The 22,643-nt window shown below is 53.2% G+C and carries 12 protein-coding genes; 11 read left to right on the top strand and 1 reads right to left on the bottom strand.

Translation table 11 applies throughout. The features are described 5' to 3' along the window. Nucleotides 1–25 precede the first annotated feature (25 nt). From ACYVI1_RS20510 to ACYVI1_RS20495, 4 genes are all read left to right on the top strand, one after another. Nucleotides 26–2,449 (top strand): ABC transporter permease, encoded by a 2,424-nt coding sequence (locus ACYVI1_RS20510; protein WP_460912650.1) that lies wholly within the window; start codon nucleotides 26–28, stop codon nucleotides 2,447–2,449. 73 nt (nucleotides 2,450–2,522) lie between these two features. Then, entirely contained in the window at nucleotides 2,523–4,901 is a 2,379-nt protein-coding gene (locus ACYVI1_RS20505; protein WP_460912649.1) for an FtsX-like permease family protein, read from the top strand. A 77-nt stretch (nucleotides 4,902–4,978) separates the two neighbouring features. Further along, nucleotides 4,979–7,366: an ABC transporter permease gene (locus ACYVI1_RS20500; protein ID WP_460912648.1), complete on the top strand. Its 2,388-nt coding sequence runs from the start codon at nucleotides 4,979–4,981 to the stop codon at nucleotides 7,364–7,366. A gap of 145 nt (nucleotides 7,367–7,511) precedes the next feature. Beyond that, the gene (locus ACYVI1_RS20495) at nucleotides 7,512–9,944 is read left to right on the top strand and encodes an ABC transporter permease (RefSeq protein WP_460912647.1); all 2,433 of its coding nucleotides are present in this window, start codon (nucleotides 7,512–7,514) and stop codon (nucleotides 9,942–9,944) included. Between the two features lie 56 nt (nucleotides 9,945–10,000). Here the strand turns inward: ACYVI1_RS20495 and ACYVI1_RS20490 are convergent, their stop codons facing one another. Beyond that, nucleotides 10,001–10,444 (bottom strand): hypothetical protein, encoded by a 444-nt coding sequence (locus ACYVI1_RS20490; protein WP_460912646.1) that lies wholly within the window; start codon nucleotides 10,442–10,444, stop codon nucleotides 10,001–10,003. A gap of 32 nt (nucleotides 10,445–10,476) precedes the next feature. Here ACYVI1_RS20490 and ACYVI1_RS20485 point away from each other — a divergent pair, with 32 nt between their 5' ends. The 7 genes from ACYVI1_RS20485 to ACYVI1_RS20455 all read left to right on the top strand — a co-directional run bounded on the left by ACYVI1_RS20485 (nucleotide 10,477) and on the right by ACYVI1_RS20455 (nucleotide 22,580). Beyond that, entirely contained in the window at nucleotides 10,477–12,876 is a 2,400-nt protein-coding gene (locus tag ACYVI1_RS20485) for an FtsX-like permease family protein (protein WP_460912645.1), read from the top strand. Nucleotides 12,877–13,041: 165 nt separating this feature from the next. Beyond that, nucleotides 13,042–13,452 (top strand): hypothetical protein, encoded by a 411-nt coding sequence (locus ACYVI1_RS20480; RefSeq protein ID WP_460912643.1) that lies wholly within the window; start codon nucleotides 13,042–13,044, stop codon nucleotides 13,450–13,452. A gap of 40 nt (nucleotides 13,453–13,492) precedes the next feature. Continuing rightward, nucleotides 13,493–14,002 carry a hypothetical protein gene (locus tag ACYVI1_RS20475; RefSeq protein WP_460912642.1) on the top strand — a complete coding sequence of 170 codons (510 nt, stop codon included), beginning with the start codon at nucleotides 13,493–13,495 and terminating at the stop codon, nucleotides 14,000–14,002. 14 nt (nucleotides 14,003–14,016) lie between these two features. Then, on the top strand, nucleotides 14,017–14,946 hold the full coding sequence (locus tag ACYVI1_RS20470) for a winged helix-turn-helix domain-containing protein (RefSeq protein WP_460912641.1): 930 nt from the start codon (nucleotides 14,017–14,019) through the stop codon (nucleotides 14,944–14,946). A 194-nt stretch (nucleotides 14,947–15,140) separates the two neighbouring features. Next, nucleotides 15,141–17,522: an ABC transporter permease gene (locus tag ACYVI1_RS20465; protein ID WP_460912640.1), complete on the top strand. Its 2,382-nt coding sequence runs from the start codon at nucleotides 15,141–15,143 to the stop codon at nucleotides 17,520–17,522. 181 nt (nucleotides 17,523–17,703) lie between these two features. Beyond that, nucleotides 17,704–20,109, top strand: coding sequence for an ABC transporter permease (locus ACYVI1_RS20460; RefSeq protein WP_460912639.1), 2,406 nt, complete (start codon nucleotides 17,704–17,706; stop codon nucleotides 20,107–20,109). 71 nt (nucleotides 20,110–20,180) lie between these two features. Further along, nucleotides 20,181–22,580, top strand: coding sequence for an ABC transporter permease (locus tag ACYVI1_RS20455; protein WP_460912638.1), 2,400 nt, complete (start codon nucleotides 20,181–20,183; stop codon nucleotides 22,578–22,580). Nucleotides 22,581–22,643: the final 63 nt, after the last annotated feature.

Genomic DNA, 22,643 nt, shown 5'->3' with positions numbered 1-22,643 from the left:
GCACCCTGCCTAACCCATTACCTCTATGCTACGCAACTACCTCAAAATCGCCTGGCGGAACCTGGTCCGCAACAAAGCCTTCTCGGCCATCAACATCGTTGGGCTGGCACTTGGGCTGGCCACATGCCTAATTATTAGCCTGTATGTGCTGGATGAACTGAGTTATGATCGCTACAACGAAAAGGCCGACCGCATTGTGCGCGTCGTCTTTCGGGGGTCATCGGCAGGGGGCAAAATGAACGAAGCGCACGTGATGCCTCCCACCGCCCAAACCCTTAAAGCAGACTATGCCGAAGTGCAGGAAGCCACCCGGCTGCGTATGGGTGGCTCGCCCCTCATTACGTATGGGAACAAAACCTTTAACGATGCGTCCATTGTTTATGCTGACTCCAATTTCTTCCAGGTGTTCACGCTGCCGTTTCTTCAAGGCGATCCAAAAACGGCTTTGATTCAGCCGAATACGGCTGTTATTACGCAGATGATGGCCCGGAAGTATTTCGGCAATGAAGACCCGGTGGGGAAGGTGCTAACCAGTAAAAACGGGAATGCGGTTTATAAAATTACCGGCGTGATTGATCAGGTACCGCCCAACTCGCATTTTCAGTTCGATCTCTTTGTCTCGATGGCCAGTTTCCCGGATGCTAAATCGCCTTCCTGGATGAGTTCCGAATTCTTTACGTATGTCGTGCTGCCCAAAGGATATGATTATAAACAATTAGAGGCTAAACTGCCGCAGGTGGTTGAAAAATACATGGCTCCGCAATTGCAGCAGGGCATGGGCATGAGCCTGGCCCAATTCCGTAAAAAAGGCAACGATATTGGCCTGTTTCTGCAACCCCTGACGGATATTCACCTGCACTCTACATTCGCCCATGATCTGGGTACGAACGGCGATGTTCAGTACGTCTACATGTTCGGGGCCATCGCGCTGTTTATGTTAGTGATCGCCTGCATCAATTTCATGAACCTGTCGACTGCCGGAGCCTCTAAGCGAGCCAAAGAAGTGGGCATTCGGAAAGTGCTGGGTTCGGTGCGGCAAAGCCTGACCAATCAATTCCTGATCGAATCGCTCTTACTTACGGCCATTGCGCTGCTGCTGGCAATTGGGCTGGTGTATCTGGCGCTGCCCCTCTTCAACGACCTGGCAGGGAAAGAATTGGTTATGGATTTTAGGACTACTCCCTGGCTATTGCCGGGCCTGTTGGGGCTTGGCCTGACGGTGGGTATTCTGGCAGGGAGTTATCCCGCTTTTTTCCTGTCTTCGTTCAAACCAGTGACCGTGCTGAAAGGCATTAAATTTACGGGTGGGAGCAACCGTATTAGTCTGCGGAGTGGTCTGGTCGTTGTTCAGTTTTTTATTTCAATCACGCTGACGGTGGGCACTACTGTGGTGTATCGGCAACTGAACTACATTCAGAATAAGAAGTTAGGATACAACAAAGACCAGGTGCTGGTGTTACCGCAAACGTGGCTGCTGGATAAAAAAGAAGACGTATTCCGTAACCAGATCATGCAGGACACTCGGGTCGTGAATGTCAGCACATCGGGTTATTTGCCCGCTGGCCCTTCCAATAACAACAATTTCTTTGTTTATCCCGAAGCGAATTCTACCCAGCTCGTTAAGACCCTCCGCTACGATGTCGATTATAATTACCTGCCGGTCCTGGGCATGCAACTGGCGGCTGGCCGAAATTTTTCTAAGGCCTATGGCACCGACTCATCCGGGGTGATTCTGAACGAAACAGCCGCCAAAACCTTAGGCTGGAGCAATAATGCCCTGGGCCATACCATTACCAACTCGGATAATGGAGGCAATAAGACAACCTACCGGGTCATCGGTGTGGTAAAGGATTTTCATTTCAAATCGCTGCACGAGCGGATTTCCCCATTGGTCATGACGCTGGGCCATACGAACGGCACTGTGATTGTGAAAGCAACAACCAAAGACATCGCCGGGTTAATTGCCACGCTAAGAACGAAATGGAATCAGCTTGCCGCCGATGCGCCCTTTACCTACTCGTTTTTAGATGACCGGTTTGCGGATACCTATAAGGCAGAGCAGAAAACCGGTCAGATTCTGGGCTTTTTCGCCGGTCTGACCATTTTCGTTGCCTGCTTAGGTCTGTTCGGGCTGGCTACGTTCACGGCTGAGCAGCGCACCAAAGAAATTGGGGTTCGCAAAGTGCTGGGCGCGAGTGTAGCCAGCATCGTCGGCCTGCTGTCGAAAGATTTTCTCAAATTAGTCGTGGCCGCTATCGTCCTGGCGTCGCCCGTAGCGTGGTGGATCATGAATCGGTGGCTGCAGGATTTCGCCTACCGGATTGACATGGCCTGGTGGATGTTCGCCGGGGCGGGTGGGCTGGCCATTGGCATTGCCCTGCTGACGGTGAGTTTCCAGAGTGTGAAGGCTGCGTTGATGAATCCAGTCAAGAGTTTGCGAAGTGAATAGCGTGGAACCGGGCGCGAAGAGCACGGTTTTTTCTTGCCCCGTGCGGTCCGCTCAATCCCCTAACTAAAAAATTATGATTCGGAATTATGTTAAGATTGCCTGGCGAAGTTTGAAAAAACGCCGGGTCTACGCAACCATTGAAGTAACGGGTTTGGTTTTGGGCATCACCTGCTTTGGGTTGGTGGCGCTTTACCTGCAAAACGAGTTGAGCTACGACCGGTTCTTCACCAATGCCGACCGTATTTACCGGATCAACCATGTGGAAGATGGTAGCGGCAACCGGTACTCGGGTACCTCGTCGGCCCTGGGTTTTCACGCCCGGCAGGAGATTCCGCAGGTGAGCCAGATGACGCGGCTCTTCTTTCCATACCGCATGTTTGGCACCTCAGCCCTGATTGAGCGCAATCCTGATACCCGCTTTTATGAGGACAATCTACTCGTTGCCGATTCGACCTTCTTTCAACTGTTTGATTTTCGGGCGGTTGAGGGCAATACGAAAACGGCCCTGCTGCGCCCGGATGCGATTGTGCTAAGCCAGCGAACCGCCGAAAAATACTTCGGTACCAAACCGGCCCTCAATCAATTACTCCGAATTAACCACGGCCAACCGCTGGTCGTAACAGCCGTGGTCGACGTACCGGACAATACCCATCTGAATTTTGACTTTCTGCGCCCTACGCATCACGACCCAACGCTGGGCTACGTCTGGGAGCACACCGTCGCGTTTACCTATCTGCTGGTGAATGACCCGCAGTCTGTTCCAGCCATCGAGCGGCAGTTGTACCAGATCGTCCAGCGAAATTCGCGCAGCCACCAGATTGCGTTTTTGGCGAACTACCGGCACCGGCTGCAACCCCTGCACGACGTACACACGACCGTGCTAAACTGGGATATTATAACCGCCGTATCGACTACGCAGCTTTGGGTCGTTGGTTTACTGGCGGTTTTTATTTTACTGCTGGCCATTGTCAACTTCGTCAACCTGTCAACGGCCCGTTCGTCGGAACGGGTGAAAGAGGTAGGGATGAATAAAATTCTGGGGGCCAAATCGGGCCAACTTATCGGGCAATACGTGAGCGAGGCCATTCTCATTAGCTTTATCGCCGGCATCGTCAGTGTCGGCCTGATGAGCCTGCTGATACCGTATTTCAACCAGATTGCTCAGACAAGCATTCAATTTGCCGGTCAGCTAAACGCCGGGCTGTTGTTCGGCTACGCTTTACTGCTCACGCTGGTCGGGATAGCCGCCGGGTTATATCCGGCGTTCATCCTGACTCGGTTCAGGCCAACTGATGTTGTCAAACGAACATTTACGGCATCACCCGGCCACCGGCGGCTACGTGGGGCCTTAGTTGTCTTTCAATTCGTGATTACGATTGCCCTGCTGAGTGGCGTGTTCATTGTGCGGCAACAGATGCAATTCATGCAGGAGGCCAACCTGGGGTTCAACAGAGAGCAGGTGATGGTGATGCGGTTTCAGGAGCCGAGTCATCAAAAATTCGACCGGTTCAAAAACGATTTGCTGGGGCATTCCGAAATCCTCAAGGTGGCAGGAGCTTCTGGTCCCATCGGCTCAGAACCCGGTTCGCAGGTTTTTCTGACCCCGGATATGCCTTATGAAACACCCCGGAATTTTGCCAAAACGATGAGCATCGACCCGGATTTTCTGGCCTTGATGGATATTCCGGTTATGGAAGGACGTGCTTTTCAGGTGGGGCAATCAGACGCTGGTACAAGTTACATTGTCAATGAAGCCGCTGTTAAAAAATTCAACCTGAAAAACCCGTTGACCGCCCGGTTCAGAAATGCGGGCGATTCGTCGGGGCGGATTGTCGGCGTTGTCAAAGACTTTCATTTTGCCGCACTAACGACCCGGATTGATGCCTTAGTTCTCAATCTGGATACTACCTCGTCGTACCACTACGCGTTTGTAAAAGTCAAAGGCGGGCAGATTCGCGAAGCGGTCAACGTAGTGCAGGGCGTTTGGAAACGCCAGAACCCGGATTTTCCGATGGCTTATTTCTTCCAGGATGAGCACTTCAGCAAACTCTACAAACAGCAGGAGCAAATTCGGCAGATTCTGCTGTATTTCAGTGTATTGGCCTTGGCGCTGGCGTGTCTGGGTTTGTTTGGTATGTCGTTGTTTATCACCTCGCGACGCACCAAAGAAATTGGGGTTCGCAAAGTGCTGGGCGCGAGTGTAGCCAGCATCGTGGCCCTGTTGTCTATCGATTTTTTGAAACTCGTTTTAATCGCGATTGCCCTGGCAACTCCCCTGGCCTGGTATGCCATGAACCAATGGCTGCAGGATTTCGCCTACCGGATTGACATTGCCTGGTGGATGTTCGCCGGGGCGGGTGGGCTGGCCATTGGCATTGCCCTGCTAACGGTGAGTTTCCAGAGTGTGAAGGCTGCGTTGATGAATCCGGTCAAGAGTTTGCGAAGTGAATAGCGTGGAACCGGGGAGCGGGGTGTAGGGCGTAAAAACCCCGCTCCCCGCTCCACCCACAATCTAACAACCCTACAAGTATGCTACGGAACTACCTCAAAATCGCTCTGCGGAATCTGGTCCGCAACAAGCCGTTCTTTTTCATCAATACGCTTGGCTTAGCGGTGGGCATCGCGGCTTGTCTGCTCATCTTGCAGTATGTCACCTTCGAGCGTAGTTACGACAATTTCCACCCCGATGCCGAAAATATCTATCGAATCGAGTTGGACAGTTATCAGAACGGCAAGCTGGCGTTTCGGTCGGCCACGTCGTATCCGGCCATTGCACCCACGCTGAAAAAAGATTTTCCCGAAGTGGTTGAAACGGCCCGGCTCTACGATGCCAACAGCGATGTGGTCACGTATAACAATGTCCACTTCCGCGAGGACAATTTCTACTTCGCCGACAATTCTGTTTTTAGCGTCTTCAAGCTCGATTTCCTGAGTGGCGATCCCAGAACGGCACTGACGGACAAGAACACCGTGGTGCTGTCGGAGACAATCGCCCACAAATATTTCGGTACCCAAAACCCACTCGGCAAAACCCTTAAGCTGGGCCGTGAGCCGTATCTGGTGAGGGGCGTATTTGCCGATTATGCAAAGAACGCCCACCTCGACCTCGACCTGCTGTTCTCATACCGGACCGAACCCGACGCCCAAACCAGTTGGGGCTGGTATGATTTTTTCACGTATGTCAAACTGCGACCGGGCACCAATGTGGCTCAGTTTCAGGCTAAAATCATCGACTTAGTTAAAAAATATAACCCGAATCGGTTCAAAGTCTCCGGAAATCGGGATGAACTTCTGCTCCAGCCCCTGCGCGATATTCACCTCACCTCGCAGCTAAACCAGGAAGCCGAACCCAACGGCAACGGTAAGGCGGTAACTGTGTTGTCCATTATCGCGCTGTTCATTCTGCTGATTGCCTGGATCAACTACATCAATCTGGCCACGGCCCGCGCTATGGATCGCGCCAAAGAAGTTGGCGTCCGAAAGGTTGTTGGTGCCGAACGGACGCAGTTGATCCGGCAGTTTCTGCTGGAATCGTTTCTGCTGAATTTGGTAGCTGCGGTGTTGGCGCTGTTTATCGTCCTGATTAGTGCGCCCTACTTCAACGAACTGACGGGCCGTCCGCTCTCCTTACGGCAATGGTTCCAGCCCGACCTGTGGTTACCGGCCATCGCTGTTTTCTCCGCCGGTACGCTGTTGTCGGGCTTGTATCCCGCGTTTTTGTTATCAGGGTTCCAGCCAATCGCCGTGCTGAAGGGAAAGGTGGCCAGTGTGGCGGGTGGACTTTCGCTACGGCAAAGTCTGATCGTGTTTCAGTTCGCTGCGTCGGTAATTCTGATTATCGGTACGGTAACGGTTTACCGGCAGTTGCGCTACATGCAGGCGCAGGATTTAGGCTTTAGCATTGCCCAGAAGCTGATCGTGCGCGGTGCCGGCGTTCGCGATTCGACCTACGAAGCCAAAGCAAACGCTTTCAAGCAGGAACTGGTCCGCGCCAACCTGGTCGAGAAAGCGACCGCGTCGGCCTATGTTCCGGGTATCGAAATCCTCTGGACCAACAATGCCCGGCGGATGGACCGTCCCGACGCGCCCAGCAATAGTTTTTATTTCACGGCCTACGATTACGAGTTTGTGGACGCCTACGGAATCAAGTTAGTGGCTGGCCGGAATTTCTCCCGCTCGTTCGGCGAAGACCGAAAGGGTGTATTGCTGAACGAAACGGCGGCCAAACTGCTCGGCTTCGACAGCCCTGCCGAAGCCATTGGCAAGCGAATCCGAACCTGGGACACCCTGACGGTGGCGGGTGTGGTGAAAGATTACCACCAGCAGGGTTTGCAGAAAGGTCACTGGCCAATGCTAATTCGACTCCAGCCCGACAATGCCAACTTCTTCTCGCTGCAACTTCGCTCAGATGCAGAACTGGATAATCAGTTGGCAGGCATCAAGGCTAAATACGCTCAGTTTTTCCCTGGTAATCCATTCGATTATTTTTTCCTGGATTCATTTTTCAACGAGCAGTATAAAGCCGAGCAGCAGTTTGGTCGTGTCTGTACGCTCTTTGCTGGCTTAGCTATCTTCATTGCCTGTTTGGGCCTGTTCGCGTTGGCTACCTTCATGGCCAAGCAACGGACGAAAGAAATTGGTATTCGCAAAGTATTGGGCGCCAGCGTTCTAAGCCTGAGCGGGCTGCTGGCCAAGGACTTCCTGAAACTGGTTGTTGTGGCCATTGTGATTGCTACTCCAATTGCCTGGTATGTCATGAGCCGTTGGCTACAGGATTTTGCCTACCACATTGCCGTACCCTGGTGGGCATTCATAGTGGCCGGGGTGGCCGCCGTGGCTATTGCGCTGCTAACGGTGAGTTTCCAGAGTGTGAAAACGGCCCTGATGAACCCGGTGAAAAGTTTACGAAGCGAATAGGGCAGAGCAGGGAGTCAGGAGCATGGCGCAGGGGCGCACTTTTACGCCTTGCCCCGCGCTCGCTGCAACATAGCTTAACGTTTTTTAACAGGCTGAGAAAGAGCTTTATACGTACCTTGTTGCCACACAATAAGGTACGTATAACATGTTTCGGAACTATCTGAAAATCGCGCTTCGCAACCTCGCCCGGCGTCGGTTCTATGCGCTCGTAACCCTGCTTGGCCTGACGGTCGGGATGACATTTCTGCTGCTCATCGGCAACTACATTCAGGGTGAACTGGCCGTTAACCAAACCCTTCGAAATGTCCGCCAGCAGTTCGTAGTGCAGAGCCGCTGGAAAGAGCAGAACATGGGGCTCGACATCACAACGCTGGCGCCCATCGGTCCGACCCTTAAGCAGTTGTACCCGACCTTAGTGGCTAATTATTACCGGTTCTATGGCGTGTCGGCTAACGTATCGAATGGGCAAAACCGGTTTCGGGAGTCGATTCAGATTGGCGATTCTACCCTGCTGTCGATGGTTGGTTTTCCGCTGACGTTCGGTGACCCGAAAACGGCCCTTCTTGCCCCTAATTCGATTGTCATTACGGAAGCGGTAGCTCAGAAATACTTCGGCAAAACCAACGTGCTTCGCCAGCAGCTAACGATACACACCCCAATCAGTGGCAAACAGGTATTCACCGTGACGGGGGTGTTGCAGAATCTCCCCAAAAACAGTGTTACCAACCTGCTTCCGGTTGCCGATGAGGTGTTTATTCCGATGCGGAACGTTGGTTATTTTGCGCCGGAGGCCGGGATGCGCTCCTGGCAAAACCAGTACATTCCGACTTATCTGGAACTACAACCGGGCGTAACGCCGAGCCAACTTACCAGCCCCATTGCCCAGGTGCTGGCTACCTACGCCCCCCCGGCGTTCCGGGGGAATTTGCAGACGTACCTGAGCCCGCTGGATACCTATTACCTGAACGCGCAGAATGGCTTGGTCGGAAAAATGGTGCTTACGCTGAGTCTCATTGCCCTGTTTATTCTGCTGATGGCCGTGGTCAACTTCGTCAATATCACCATCGGTATGTCGGCAACGCGCCTGCGGGAGATTGGGGTTCGCAAAGTGTTGGGCGGAGTGAAGAAACAACTCATTGGGCAGTTTCTGGCCGAGGCTCTGTTGCTCACAATTGCAGCTACCCTGCTGGCCCTGGGGTGCCACGAACTCTTCCGACCGGTGTTTGCCAGTATCTTAGGCCGCTCCATCCCGTCGTTGGTCAATTGGGCACCCGTAGCGTTTGCTGGCCTGGCGGGTCTGGTGTTGTTCATTGGTGTGCTGGCAGGAAGTTATCCCGCCTTCGTTCTGTCGGGTCTGCCTTCGGTTGAATCGCTGAAGGGAAAACTGACGGCGTCGGTGCGGAAAGGCATTGGCCTGCGCCGGGCCTTGATTGTGTTTCAGTTTACGGTAGCCATCTGCGTGTTTGTTGGGGCCATGGTCATCGGTCGGCAGGTGTCGTATTTTTTCAGCAAAGATTTAGGCTATCAGAAAGAGGCCGTGCTGTCGGTGGCATCGGTGCCCCGCGACTGGTCGCGCGATGGGGTGCAGCGCATGGAAGGCGTGAGGAGTCAACTGGCACGCGTTCCGGGCGTGAGCGAGGTGAGTTTTTCGTTTGAAATTCCCGACGGCAAAAGCAGTGGTAGTGGGCGGCTGTTTCGGCAGGGACGCGACAGCACCGGCGCGGCTGTAGTTACGGTCATGACAACCGACGAACGCTTTGCCCAAACCTACGGACTGCGTTTGCAGGAAGGGCAGTTTTTCCACGCCAATGGGGGCGGTTACGATTCCACGCGGGTTGTCCTGAACGAATCGGCGGTGCGGGCGCTGGGCTGGCCCAATCCAGCGATGGCACTGGCGCAGCTTGTTCGGTTTCAGGGCAGCAACCGAGTGTATCGGGTGGGTGGTGTGCTGACCGATTTTCACTTTGGCTCTCTGCGCGAAACCATCCATCCAATCATTATGCTGCCCGTTCGGGCGAACACCATTTATCGGTATTTCTCGTTCAAACTTGCTTCCGGGCCATCCAGCCGGGGCAATCTGCCCCAAACTGTAGAAGCCATTGGGCGCGAATGGGCGCGACTCTTTCCCGATTCGCCCTTTGAGTATTCGTTCATGGACGACACCCTCCAGAAACTTTACCAGACCGAACGGCAACTGCAAAAGGCCTCGCGGCTGGCCACTACGCTGGCCTTAGTGATTGTTTTATTGGGCGTTTTGGGGCTGGTTTCGTTGAACGTGACCCGACGAACTAAAGAAATCGGCATCCGCAAAGTGCTGGGCGCATCGACGGTGGGTATTGTTAGCCTGTTCATGCAGGAATTTGTCGTGATTTTGCTCATTGCCAACGCAATTGCCTGGCCGTTAGCTTATTACCTGCTGCGCGACTGGCTGACGCACTTCGCCTATCGGACGGACCCGTCGTGGTCGCCGTTTGTGCTGGTGGCGGTGGTGCTGGCTTTGCTAACGGGCTTGGTGGTGAGTACGCAGGCCATCCGGGCGGCACTGGCGAATCCGGTAACAAGTTTACGGAGCGAGTAGCGTGGGGCAGGGTGCGCGGGGCAGGGCGTAAAACCCCGCTCCCTGCCCCACGCTACTCACAAAAACTGATTCAAGTCTAAGTGCAGGACTTCGGAAAATGACGATTCGGTTGGTAGGCCACCATCGCCAAACCGATACCGAAGCCACTTGCCGGTTCGGTAATCGTAGACGAAACCCTCAAGAATGCCGTAAACATCCTCCTCAATTAGTTGAATCACTTTACGAAGGTCACCTTTCAACCCATTCGTATGGCATACTTCAATAATGACCGGGGTTTGAGCCGCCTGGTTATCCCGCAACGACACATCCGGCACCTGGCTGGCCTTGCCCTCGTCGAGCATCGTTTCGGGCAGAGGTTCTAATGGAATGGATTTTTCGCGGTGATACAGAACACCTAAACCCATTGTCAGCAACGAGATAACCCGCTGATGTTCAATGGGTGCCCAGACGCCAAAGTCTTCGTTAAACAAGGATGGTTCCGTAGCGGCAGGAAAGTACATAGTCCATGGTTTTTAACAAATTTAACAAAAATATGCTTCGACCATACCTCAAAATCGCCCTCCGAACCCTGCGTTCGCAACGCGCCTACACGTTGCTGAACATAACGGGGCTGACCATCGGCATGGCGGGTGGGCTGCTCATTTTCCTGTTCATCAACTATCATCTCAGCACCGACCGACACCACGCTAAGTTCGACCGGATCGTTCGCGTCGTAACGGATTTACGGTTCGATGATGGCTCGGTCGAATACATGCCGGAAGCTCCGCTCCCAATGGCGAAGGCGCTGCGTACCGATTACCCTCAGGTGGAACAGGCGGCCTTTCTGAAAATGAACCGGGAGTTGACCGTTAGCCTTCACCGCCCCGGCCAATCGACAGCGACCCGTTTTTTGGAACACAAAAGCACAGCGCTCGTTGAGCCGGAACTGTTCGACATTCTGGATTATCAATGGCTTCGGGGCAATCCAAAAATGGCCCTTCACGAACCGAACAGCGTTGTGCTTACCGAATCGTGGGCGAGGAAATATTTTGGCGACGTCGACCCGATGGGCCAGCAACTGAACCTGAATCACCGGCTCGATGCCCTCGTGACGGGTATCCTGGCTGACCCACCCAACACGTCTGATACCGACATCAATCTGTTTATCTCGATGGCAACGTTAGCCAACCTGAAGCCAGATAACAACCCGGACGACTGGGGAAATATGAATACAACCGACCGTGTCTACGCAACCCTTAAAAATCCGCAGTCGGCAGCCAGTCTGGAAGCGGCCATGCCTGCTTTGCTAACGAAGCATTTTGGGCCGGATGCCCGTTTTTACCAATTTCATTTTCAGCCACTTGCCAATGTACACTTCGATGTCAAACGAATGGTTGGTGGGGTCATTCGGCCGTCGCTGCTTTGGGCGCTGGGGTTCGTGGGGCTGTTTCTGGTGCTGACGGCCTGCATCAATTTCGTTAATCTGGCTACGGCACAGGCATTACGCCGGCGCCGGGAAGTGGGCATTCGCAAAACGCTCGGTAGCACGCGGGGGCAATTAATTCGGCAGTTTTTGCTTGAAACGACCCTCATCGTCCTGGCCGCAGCCGGGCTTGCTTTGCTGCTAACAATCGTGACCTTGCCGCTCGTTAATCAATGGCTCAATAGCCACCTGTCGCTACGGCTGAACGTGCCGACGCTCGGCTTTGTATTGCTGCTTTTGGGCCTGGTCGTTGTGCTGGCGGGTGGGTATCCGGCTGCGGTCTTGTCGGGTTTCAGCCCGTGGGCGGCCCTGACAGGCACGCTGCCGCTGCGTTCAGGCGGAAATTATTCGTTGCGGAAAGCCCTGATTATCGTGCAATTTGTGATTTGTCAGGCGTTAATTATCGGGGCGTTGGTTGTGGCTACGCAGGTGCGATACATGCAACATGCTGATCTGGGCTTCACCAAAGACAATATCGTGCTGGTAACCTTACCCAACAAGCAGATGGCCGTTCGGAAAACGTTTCGAAATGAGTTGCTGCAGTATCCTGAAATCAAATCCGTCAGTGTCAGTGATCGCCCACCTTCGGCTCAGCTTTTAAACGGAGGTTCGTTCAAACTGGATGGGAAGGTTGAGTGGGAAGCGTATACGATTACCAGCCGGATAGCTGACGCCGATTTTCTAAAAACATATAGTTTGCAACTCGTTGCCGGACGTAATATCGTTTCGAGCGACACCATTCGTGAATATCTGGTTAACGAAGCGTTTTTGAAGAAAATAAACGTTCGTGATCCCCAGCATATTCTGGGACGGAAATTTCAATACTACCTCTCTGCTGTTCCATTACCCATTGTGGGCGTAGTAAAGGATTTTCACATGCGTTCGCTTCATGAAGAAATTAAACCCTGTTTCATTGCCAGTTATGCCTTGCTTTTTGCCCAGGCGGGCATTCGGATATCAGGCCGGAACCCAGGGCAAACGCTTCAGCGAATCCGGCAAACCTGGGAGAAATTATACCCTGACGAAGTCTTTGAGTACGCGTATTTAGATGACCAGTTGGCGAAGTTCTACGAAACCGAACGCGTCGTGTTCCGGCTGGTCTATACCTTCACGGGCATCGCCATGCTGATTTGCTGTCTTGGTTTGTATGGCTTAGTCTCGTTTGTTGTTGTGCAGCGGACCAAAGAAATTGGCATCCGCAAAGTGCTGGGGGCGTCGGTTGCGGGCATTGTGACCTTGCTCTCGAAAGACTTTCTCAACCTGGTTCTGGTCGCTATCGTTCTTGCCTCGCCCCTGGCGTGGTGGGCCATGAACCAGTGGCTGAACGACTTTGCTTACAAAATTGATATTGGCTGGTGGGTGTTCGTTCTGGCGGGACTATTGGCGGTGAGTATTGCCCTGCTGACGGTAAGCTTCCAGAGTATCAGGGCCGCGCTGAAGAATCCGGTGAAATCCCTTCGTTCTGAATAGCGTGGCGCAGGGAGCGCGGAGCAGGGAGTAAAACCGTGTGCCATGATCCGCGCGCTCCGCTACCTACTTTTACAATTCCTTTACAATGTTTTACAGCGGTTTTCCAACTCATGCCAGATGCGCCCATACTTTTGGCCTATCGTTCACAGTACTAAAACAGGAACTATGAAAACCGCAGCTAAATTCACGTTCGCACTGTTGTGCAGCCTTGTCTCAACGATTTGCTTCAGCCAGTCCTCATTCAGCAGTTGCACGGCCGCATTTTTAGACAACAAAATGGTTGTGGATGAATACACGACGAAAGGCAGGTGCATTCTTCCGTCAACGGCCACCGGCAAGCTAACCGTTTGCACGGTCAACCTGTCGCCGACGGAGAGTAAAATCGTTGATAAACTGCCGTTCAGGATTGCCATCCGGGACAAAAACACCCAGGCACTGCTCATGTTTTCCAGAGACGATGTGAAGCAAATTGACGTGCAGAACGTATTGGCAAAATGCAGGAAAGGCGACCACATTGTGCTGCTGACCGTGAGCAACCAATATGCCATGCCGCACAACGAAATTCTGGTACAGTAATTGGTCGAATTATCCATAAACAGGCTACCTTCATGCACGTATGAAACTGACAATATTGACCCCCCGAATGGTCCTTCTGGCAACCCTGATTCTGTCAGTCGGTGATGCAGTTGCTCAAAGCATGTTTGCTACATTCGTCGCGCAGACGAATACAGGTTCGCAAACGGCACAAAATCGTAAAACAATTTTCTACAGCAACCCCTTGCTGCTCGACAATAAACCAGTTAACTACGCCGATTTTTCCATTATCAGCCAGGGCCTGTTAACGGTTGTTACCGGAAATCCGGAAACGAGTGAAATGGAGACAATTCCGTTCCGGATTTATCTGCGCCGAAACGGAAAAACCATTACTAATGGTGCATCGGATTCCACCCGGTCATTGCTTACGGTTAACGTAGCCTCTGTGCTGGCCATCGCCAAATCGGGTGATTATCTGATTATTGAACCCACCCGCAAAAGCGATGAAAAAGCCAGGCGAAACATTAAATTGAAAGACTACTTTTTTGATTTTAATTTATTTTCGTTTCTCAGGAAGAACGATGGGTGTTGACAGGTCCTGAAATCATGAGGAAATTAGCCGTTATCGCTGCGCTGCTGGTCGCCGGTCTGCTGTTTACGCAGTTTATCTGGTTAGCCCCCGCTGCGCGCCCGGCTGATAATCGTCGGTTTGGGCAAAAAGTTAATTTGGCGCTGCGCCGAACAGCGCATCATCTGTTAATCGAAAATGGGGATTCCACGACCCGCATTGCTCCGGTTAGCCAACTCAACGCCACAACGTTTGTTGTTCGCCTGGAGCATCCGTTCGACTACGGCAGGTTGCCAGCGTTGCTACAGCAATCGCTGGCCGTTCACGAGATTAACGACAGCTACGATGTTGCCGTGCTGGACTGCACGACCGGCGAATTGCAATTGGGGTATAATTTCCGGGATGTGACGGGAGATTATGACGTTCCGTGTGGAGGGCGCAACCAGAAGCAAGGCTGTTACACCCTTCAGCTTACCTTTGCTGCGACCGCGGCTACCCGTCAATCGGCCCTGCTATGGTGGCCGTGGGCAATTGGTTTTGTGCTGCTGGGCGGGGCCTATGTTGTCTGGCGGGAGACGGCTGGCACTTTGGCACAGAGCATGGCCCACGGGGCGGGGCATGAGGAAAAATGGACAAAAAGCCTGGAAACTCCAGCCAGCGAGTCGGAGCCATTGCTTTATGTAGGAAACGTGTCGTTTCGCCCGGCAAATCAATCGGTCAACATCGGAGGAAATACCTACCCGCTCACTTACCGGGAAGCCAAGTTGCTGCACCTTTTCCTGCGTCATCCCAACCAACTCTTAGAGCGCGATTTTATCCTCAAATCCGTTTGGGAAGACGAAGGCATTATTGTTGGGCGCAGCGTCGACGTGTTCGTGTCGCGCCTTCGTAAACTCCTCCAGCCCGACCCAACCGTGAAACTTGTGGCGGTGCATGGCGTCGGGTATCGGCTGGAGGTACACCCATAGAAACATGTCCACAACTGTACGGTGGGCGTCCATTTACGGACATACTACCATAATCAGGTTAAATAAGTGGCTGATAGTCAGCTTGTATCGTATTTGGTACGACATTTGGCACAAGAATGAACAAGTGATTAGCAGCGGCCAAAACGGTTTGCTGGTTACTCATGCTTCCATCTCGTTTCAAACCTACGCTGAGTATGCTACGCAACTACCTGAAAATTACGCTTCGGACATTCTGGAAAAACAAACTTTTCAGTGGTCTCAATGTGGCTGGTCTGGGCATTGGTATGGCAGCCGTGTGGCTCATGGCGCTGTATGTAGCCGATGAGTTGAGCTACGACCGTTTTCATACCAACGCTGACCGCATTGTTCGGGTCGTTCATTATGCACAGTGGCCGGGCGGAAACCTGAAACTTGCGCCCACCTCGGCTCCGTATGGGCCAGCTCTGAAAAACGATTATCCCGACGTTGAAAAAGCCGTTCGAATCAGCACAGAAGGGGGTGGGGAGCTTACGTACAAAGACAAAAAAATAGAAGTAAGCAACATCTTCTTCACCGACCCGACGGTCTTCGACGTGTTTACGTTCCCGCTGCTGTACGGGGATTCAGGCACGGCCCTGAGTAAGCCTCAAAGTATTGTTCTGACGAAAAGTGTTGCTGAAAACTTGTTTGGCGATGCCCAAAAAGCCGTTGGGCAGGTTGTTGAGTTCAGCAATCATTTTCCCAACACCGTTACGGGTGTCATTAACGATGTACCGGCCAACTCGCATTTACAGTTCCGGGCACTGCGGTCGCTGCCATCCGGCTATACTGGTGGCTGGCAGGATTTTGACCTCTACACGTACCTGCTGCTTACGGAAGGAAGTAGCTACAAGGCGCTCGAAGCCAAACTGCCGGGTTTCTACCAGAAATATGTAAAGAAAGAGATGGGTGACGTGGCTTACCGAATGGAACTCCAGCCCATTACGTCGATTCATTTGCACTCGCAGGTAGACTACGAAATCAGCCCCAACGGCAATGCCCGTACCGTATCCATTTTTTCGGTGGTAGCCGCTCTGATACTCTTGATTGCCTGCATCAACTACGTGAATTTATACACGGCCCGCACCCTCAAACGAACCCGTGAAGTAGGCGTTCGGAAGGCCATCGGTTCGCTTCGGTGGCAACTCATGGGGCAGTTCCTGACCGAGTCGATGCTCATGACCCTACTGGCGGGTTTGGTGAGCGTGGGGCTGGTCAGTCTGGCATTGCCTTATTTCAACCAGATGGCCGATAAGTTGCTCTCGATAGGGAGTTGGCCGACTGTTTTGCTGGTCGTCACAGCATTCTCGCTGTCGATTGGTGCGTTGAGCGGCCTGTATCCTGCATTGATGCTGTCGGGCTTCCGGCCTGTGATGGCCCTGCGGGGGCAGGTCGGCAATCAGTCGGGCAACCGTTTGTTCCGGCAGTCGCTGGTGGTGTTTCAGTTTGTTGCAACGGTCGCGCTGATTGCCTGCTCCGGCGTTGTGTACCGGCAGATGGGCTTTGTGATGCACAAGGATTTAGGCTTTAATAAAGACCAGGTGCTCACCTTCCACATCGACAGCGATAGCGTGCGCCAGCACGTTGATGCGCTCAAGGAAGCCCTGATGCGAAGTCCATTGATTGCCGGTGTGTCGGCGGCCAGTAATCCCATTGGCAACAATAATATTGGTGGCAACGGGATGTTCTTCGAGCAAAACGGTGCCTTGTCGTCGAGCACGCAGTCTGTTCAGAAGTTCTCCGTCGATTCCGATTACCTGCGGACAATGGAAATCAACCTGCTGAGTGGCCGCAACTTCTCAGAATCATTCAAAAGTGATTTGCTGGGTGCTGTTTTAATCAACGAAACCTTAGCCAGGCAACTCGGCCCCGAGCCGGTTGGCAAGCGGGTGAAATACTACATTGACAACGAGAAGCATACGGCCGAAGCCCGCGTGGTGGGTGTTGTCGGGGATTTTCACACCTATTCGCTTCAGCACAAAATCGAGCCGCTGGTATTGCAGATGCCCGCTCCTTTTGAGAAAGACAACGTGTATGTCAGGCTTCAGCCAGGAAACCTGACCGAAGCCCTGGCGTATATTCAGTCAGTCTATCGAACATTCGATCCGGCCAGTACCCCTGACGTTCATTTTCTCGACGAAAACTTTTCGCAGCAGTACAAAACCGAACAGAAGCAGGGCGAAATCTTATTGATTTTTACGGTTCTGGCCGTGTTGATTGCCTGTCTGGGCCTGTTTGGGCTGGCGGCTTTTGCTGCCGAGCAGCGGACCAAAGAAATCGGGGTGCGGAAAGTGCTGGGGGCATCCATAATGAGCATTGTGACGCTGCTCTCGAAAGACTTTTTAAAATTAGTGCTGATTGCTATCCTGATTGCAACACCTATTGCCTGGTACGCCATGAACCAATGGCTTCAGAGCTTTGCCTACAGAATCAACATTGGCTGGTGGGTCTTCGCGCTGGCCGGATTGCTGGCCATCAGTATTGCGCTGTTGACGGTTAGTTTCCAGAGTGTGAAAGCGGCCCTGATGAACCCGGTCAACTCATTACGATCCGAGTAATGTAGGGCCGCAAGATGTTGCGGCCCTACAAATCCCCTGTCCGCAACTGTACGTCCAGCGTCCGTTTACGGACATCTATTTTTAGTTAAGTTAAAAATTGCTTCTGATAATGAGTTAGTTGGCTTTCTGGTACGGCATTTGGCATAAGGTTAGGTTGTACGCCCTCAACCCGACCTGATTTATGCTGCGTAACTACCTGCTCATCGCCTTTCGCAACCTGCGGAAATACAAAGCGTTCAGTTTCATCAACATCACGGGCGTGGCTGTTGGGCTGGGGTGTTTCCTGCTCATCGCGCTCTATGTAAAAGACGAACTGAGCTACGACCGCTACAATGCCAACGCCGACCGCATCTACCGCGTAACGCGAACGTTCCTCTCGTCGGAGGGTACACCCTCGTTGCGGCTGGCGCAGGCCGCCCCGCCCTTTGGCCCCCTGCTGAAACAGGATTTCCCGGAGGCCCAAGAAGTCGTGCGAACCATCGACAACGGTGGCCTGCTTCGCTACGGCGAACACTCGTTCAACGAAGAGGATATGTACTTTGCCGAGGCTAACCTGTTCAGGGTCTTTAGTTTCGACCTTGTCAGCGGCAATCCCAGCCAGGCCTTAGTCAACCCCTTTTCCATTCTGTTTTCGCGCCCGATGGCTGAGAAGTATTTCGGCAGCGAGAACCCCATTGGTAAGACCGTCCGGTATGGCAATCAGTATGACCTGACCGTTACGGGCGTTTTTGAACCGTTGCCCGCACAATCGCATTTTCACCCCAGTTTTCTCATCTCATTCTCGACCTTCAACGACCCGCGCGTTTACGGAGCCGAGCAGTTGCGGACCAACTGGAGCAACAACTCGTTCAATACCTACATGCTGCTAAAGCCTGGTGCGAATCCGCAACGCATCGAGGCTGCCTTACCGGCGTTCCAGAACCGGCACGTTCCGGCAGATGGCGGCAACAAGCCCTCGACGTTTTCGATGCTGAACCTGCAAAAACTCACCGACATACACCTGCGTTCGCATACCGACTCGGAGGTGGAACCCACCGGCGACATCAGCTATATTTATTTGTTTTCGGCCATCGGGTTATTCATTCTGCTCATTGCCTGCATCAATTACATGAATCTGGCAACAGCCCGTTCGGCGGGGCGGGCCAAAGAAGTTGGGATGCGTAAGGTTGTAGGGGCTTTGCGTTCGCAACTTATTGGTCAGTTTCTGAGCGAATCGCTCCTACTGGTAATCCTCTCCTTAGGCATCGCTATGGTGCTGGTGGTGGTCTGTCTGCCGCTGCTCAACGAATTCACAACCAAACAACTGGCGTTCAGCCAACTGCTCGACCCGGTTTTTCTGAGTATTCTGATTGGCATCACGCTATTGACCGGCTTAGTGGCGGGGAGTTATCCGGCTTTCTTCCTGACTTCCTTCCGGCCATTGGGCGTGCTGAAAGGGCAAATCGCTTCGGCCATGCGTAGCGGTAAATTGCGTCAGGTGCTGGTTGTTACCCAGTTTGCCATCGCTATCGCGCTTATTATCAGCACGGCGGTGGTCTACAACCAGATGAACTACATTCAGAATTATCGGCTGGGCTACCAGAAAGAGCAGATGCTGCTGCTGTCGGATGTGGGTGACTCGACCACGAATTACGAAACCCTCAGGCAGCAATTGATTGCCACCGGGGCCGTTCGCGACATGAGCCGCTCGTCGCGCATACCGTCGGGGCGGTTGCTGGATTCGTATGGCGCCCGCGCCCCGAAAGGCGACACGATGGCGCCGATCAAGATTAACCTGCGGGGCCTGCGGGTCGACTATGATTTTATTCCGGCCTATCAGATTGGTATGGCCGCCGGGCGCAACTTTTCCCGTTCCTACTCCACCGATACGTCGATGGTGGTGCTGAACGAAACGGCAGCGCGGCTCCTGGGCTGGACGCCCCAGCAGGCCATTGGCAAACCGTTTGAATATGGACCGGCCAAAGGCCAAATCATTGGCGTAACGAAAGATTACCACTTCGAATCATTGCATCAGCAAATTTCGGCCATTGCGATGATTCTAACACCCCAACAACTCAACTGGGTGTCGGTCCCGCTCCAGGGAAACATTCCCGCCGGTGTGCAGCGTGTTGAAGCTGTCTGGAAGAAATTCTTTCCGGAGCGGCCGTTCGATTACCAGTTTTTAGACGCCCGCTTCAACCGGCTCTACGCCCGCGAACAAACCCAGCAGCGACTGTTCAGCATTTTTGCGGGCGTGGCCATTCTGATTTCGTGTCTGGGCCTGTTCGGCCTGTCGATGTTCATGGCCGAGCAGCGGACCAAAGAAATCGGCATTCGGAAAGTGCTGGGCGCGTCGGAGGTGAGTTTGGTGGCTCTGTTCTCCAAAGACTTTATGAAGCTGGTGATTGTGGCCTTAGTCATCGCGTCGCCGGTGGCCTGGTATGCGATGCACACCTGGCTGAGTGATTTTGCCTACCGGACCGATATTCACTGGTGGGTATTTCTGCTGGCCGGTGGTCTGACCGTGCTGATTGCGTTGTTGACGGTGAGCTTCCAGAGCGTGAAAGCGGCTCTGATGAATCCGGTGAAGAGTTTACGAAGTGAGTAAAAGCCCCCTAACCCCCAAAGGGAGCATCCAGTATCACACAGACTCCCCCTTCGGGGGCAGGGGGGCTGCTTATGCTACGCAACTACCTCAAAATCGCCTGGCGGAACGTACTTAAAAATCGGGCCTATGCGCTCATTAACATAACGGGGCTGGCGCTCGGCATTGGGAGCGCCATGCTGGTGTTCGCTTTGGTTCGCTACCATTACCGCATTGATACGCACCACCAGAAGTATGACCGCATTTACCGGGTAACCTCAAAATTTATCTCGCCCGAAGGCGAGTTTCATACAACCGGCGTACCCTATCCGTTCGGGAAGGCGCTCCGCAACGACCACCCCGATATTGAACACGTAGCCATGATCGACCAGGATGAGGAACCGGTGGTGTCGGTTGCGGTCAGGAACGGGCCCGACAAAAAATTCAAAGAAACCGAAGCGATGGGCGCGTTCGTAGAGCCAGCCTATTTCCGCATTTTCGATTACGACTGGTTGGCAGGTGGCCCGGCCGATCTGAATCAGCCCAACACGGTCGTTCTCAGTGCCAGAAATGCCCAAAAGTATTTCGGCGTTCCGGCGACAAACGTCATTGGCAAAACCATCAAATACAATGGCCGGCTGAATCTGCGAATTGTTGGCATTTTTGCCGATTATCGGGACAACACCGATTTTCCGTACCAGATCATGCCGTCGTGGGCCAGTTTGACCGAATACCGGGGACGTGTGGACGAGGATTTCGGTAATACCAACAGCAGTACCCAGTGCTACCTGACCCTGAATGAGCGGTTCACCCCCGCCGACTGGGACCGGCAGATGCTGGCATTCGTGAAGAAATACAAGCCGGACGGCGTTAAGGATACCCGGTTCCCGATGCAGCCCCTGCGCGCGATTCACTTCTCTACGGATCACGGCGGAGTGAGTAAAGGGTTAATTTTATCGCTGTTCATCATCGGCATTTTTCTGATCGTTACGGCCAGCATCAACTTCGTTAATCTGGCGACGGCGCAGGCCCTCACCCGTTCGCGGGAGGTAGGCGTTCGAAAAGTGATGGGCAGCACCCGTGCTCAATTGTTCTGGCAGTTTATAGGCGAAACGGCCCTGATTACGATCGTGGCCACGGCCATTGCTGTGGGGTTATTTCAGGTTGGACAGGGTCTTATTCAGGAGAATTTAAGCGGGGCGTTTCGGTTTACCTTCTATTTCACCCCGTCGGTTGTTGGCTGGCTGATTTTGCTGGTCACGGGCGTCCTGCTGCTATCGGGTGTTTATCCTGCTTTGGTGCTGGCTGGCTTCAAACCTGTGATGGCCCTGGCGGGCAAAATTACCGCACAGCAGGTGGGGGGCTTTTCGGTGCGACGAGGGCTGGTAGTGGCGCAGTTTGCTATCTCGCAAATGCTCATCATTGGCATGGTGGTGGTAGCCAATCAATTGCAGATGGTGCAGACCAAAGACTTAGGCTTCCGTAAAAACGCCATCCTCACCGTCGAAATGCCGTCTACACCCAATCAGGATATTGTTAAGTTGAGTACATTCCGCAACCTCGCCACCAGTATTCCTGACGTCGAGAAGTTCAGCTATTCCATGAGCGGTGCCCCGCAGTCGGGCTGGGTGAGTCAGACAAGCGTAAAATACAACAATCGGCCCAAAGAGGAAGATTTTAGCATTCATCGGAAATACATCGACGCCGGGTACCTCGATTTGTATGGCATCAGGCTCGTGGCCGGGCGAAACCTGTACCCGGCCGACACGGCCCGCGAAGTATTGGTCAATGAAACGTTCGTCCGCAAAATAGGCCTGAACAACCCCGCTCAGGTGTTGGGCAAGCTACTGTTTGTCGACCGGAAAAACGTAGAAATTGTGGGTGTGGTGAAGGATTTCAACCAGCAGGCTCTCAAAAGCGCTATTGACCCGCTCTTTCTGGCAACCAGGGCCGAAAATTATTACTTCGCCAATCTTCAACTGCATTCGGGCAACTTCCAGCGGGTAATTAAACAACTGGAGAAACGCTACAGCCAGGTATATCCCGACAATTATTTTACCCATCAGTTTGTGGATGCCCAGATCGAACGCAGCTATCGCCAGGAGCAAACGATGTCGAAATTAGTCAATTTCTTCGCCGGGATTGCGGTGTTCATCGGCTGTTTGGGCCTCTACGGACTGGTGTTGTTTATGGCCACGCAGAAGACCAAAGAGATTGGCGTTCGCAAAGTGCTGGGGGCCAGTATCGGCAGCATTTTGTGGCTGTTCGGTAAGGAGTTCGCCCGGCTAATTGTGGTCGCCTTTGTGGTGGCGGCTCCGGTGGCGTGGTGGGTCATGACGAAGTGGCTACAGGAGTTTCAGTACAAGATTGACCTCGGCCCCCGCATCTTCGCCATCGCCATTCTCGCCACTGTACTCGTAGCCGCGCTGACGGTGAGTGTCCAGAGCGTGAAAGCGGCTCTGATGAACCCGGTGAAGAGTTTACGTTCCGAATAATGCGTGGAGCGCGGGGCAAGGAGCAGGGTCCCTTGCCCCGCGCTCCCGACCCCCTGCCATAAA

Source organism: Spirosoma areae (assembly GCF_054781775.1).
Note: the sequence above shows the minus strand (reverse complement) of the source record. Positions and strands in the feature narration are given on the sequence as shown.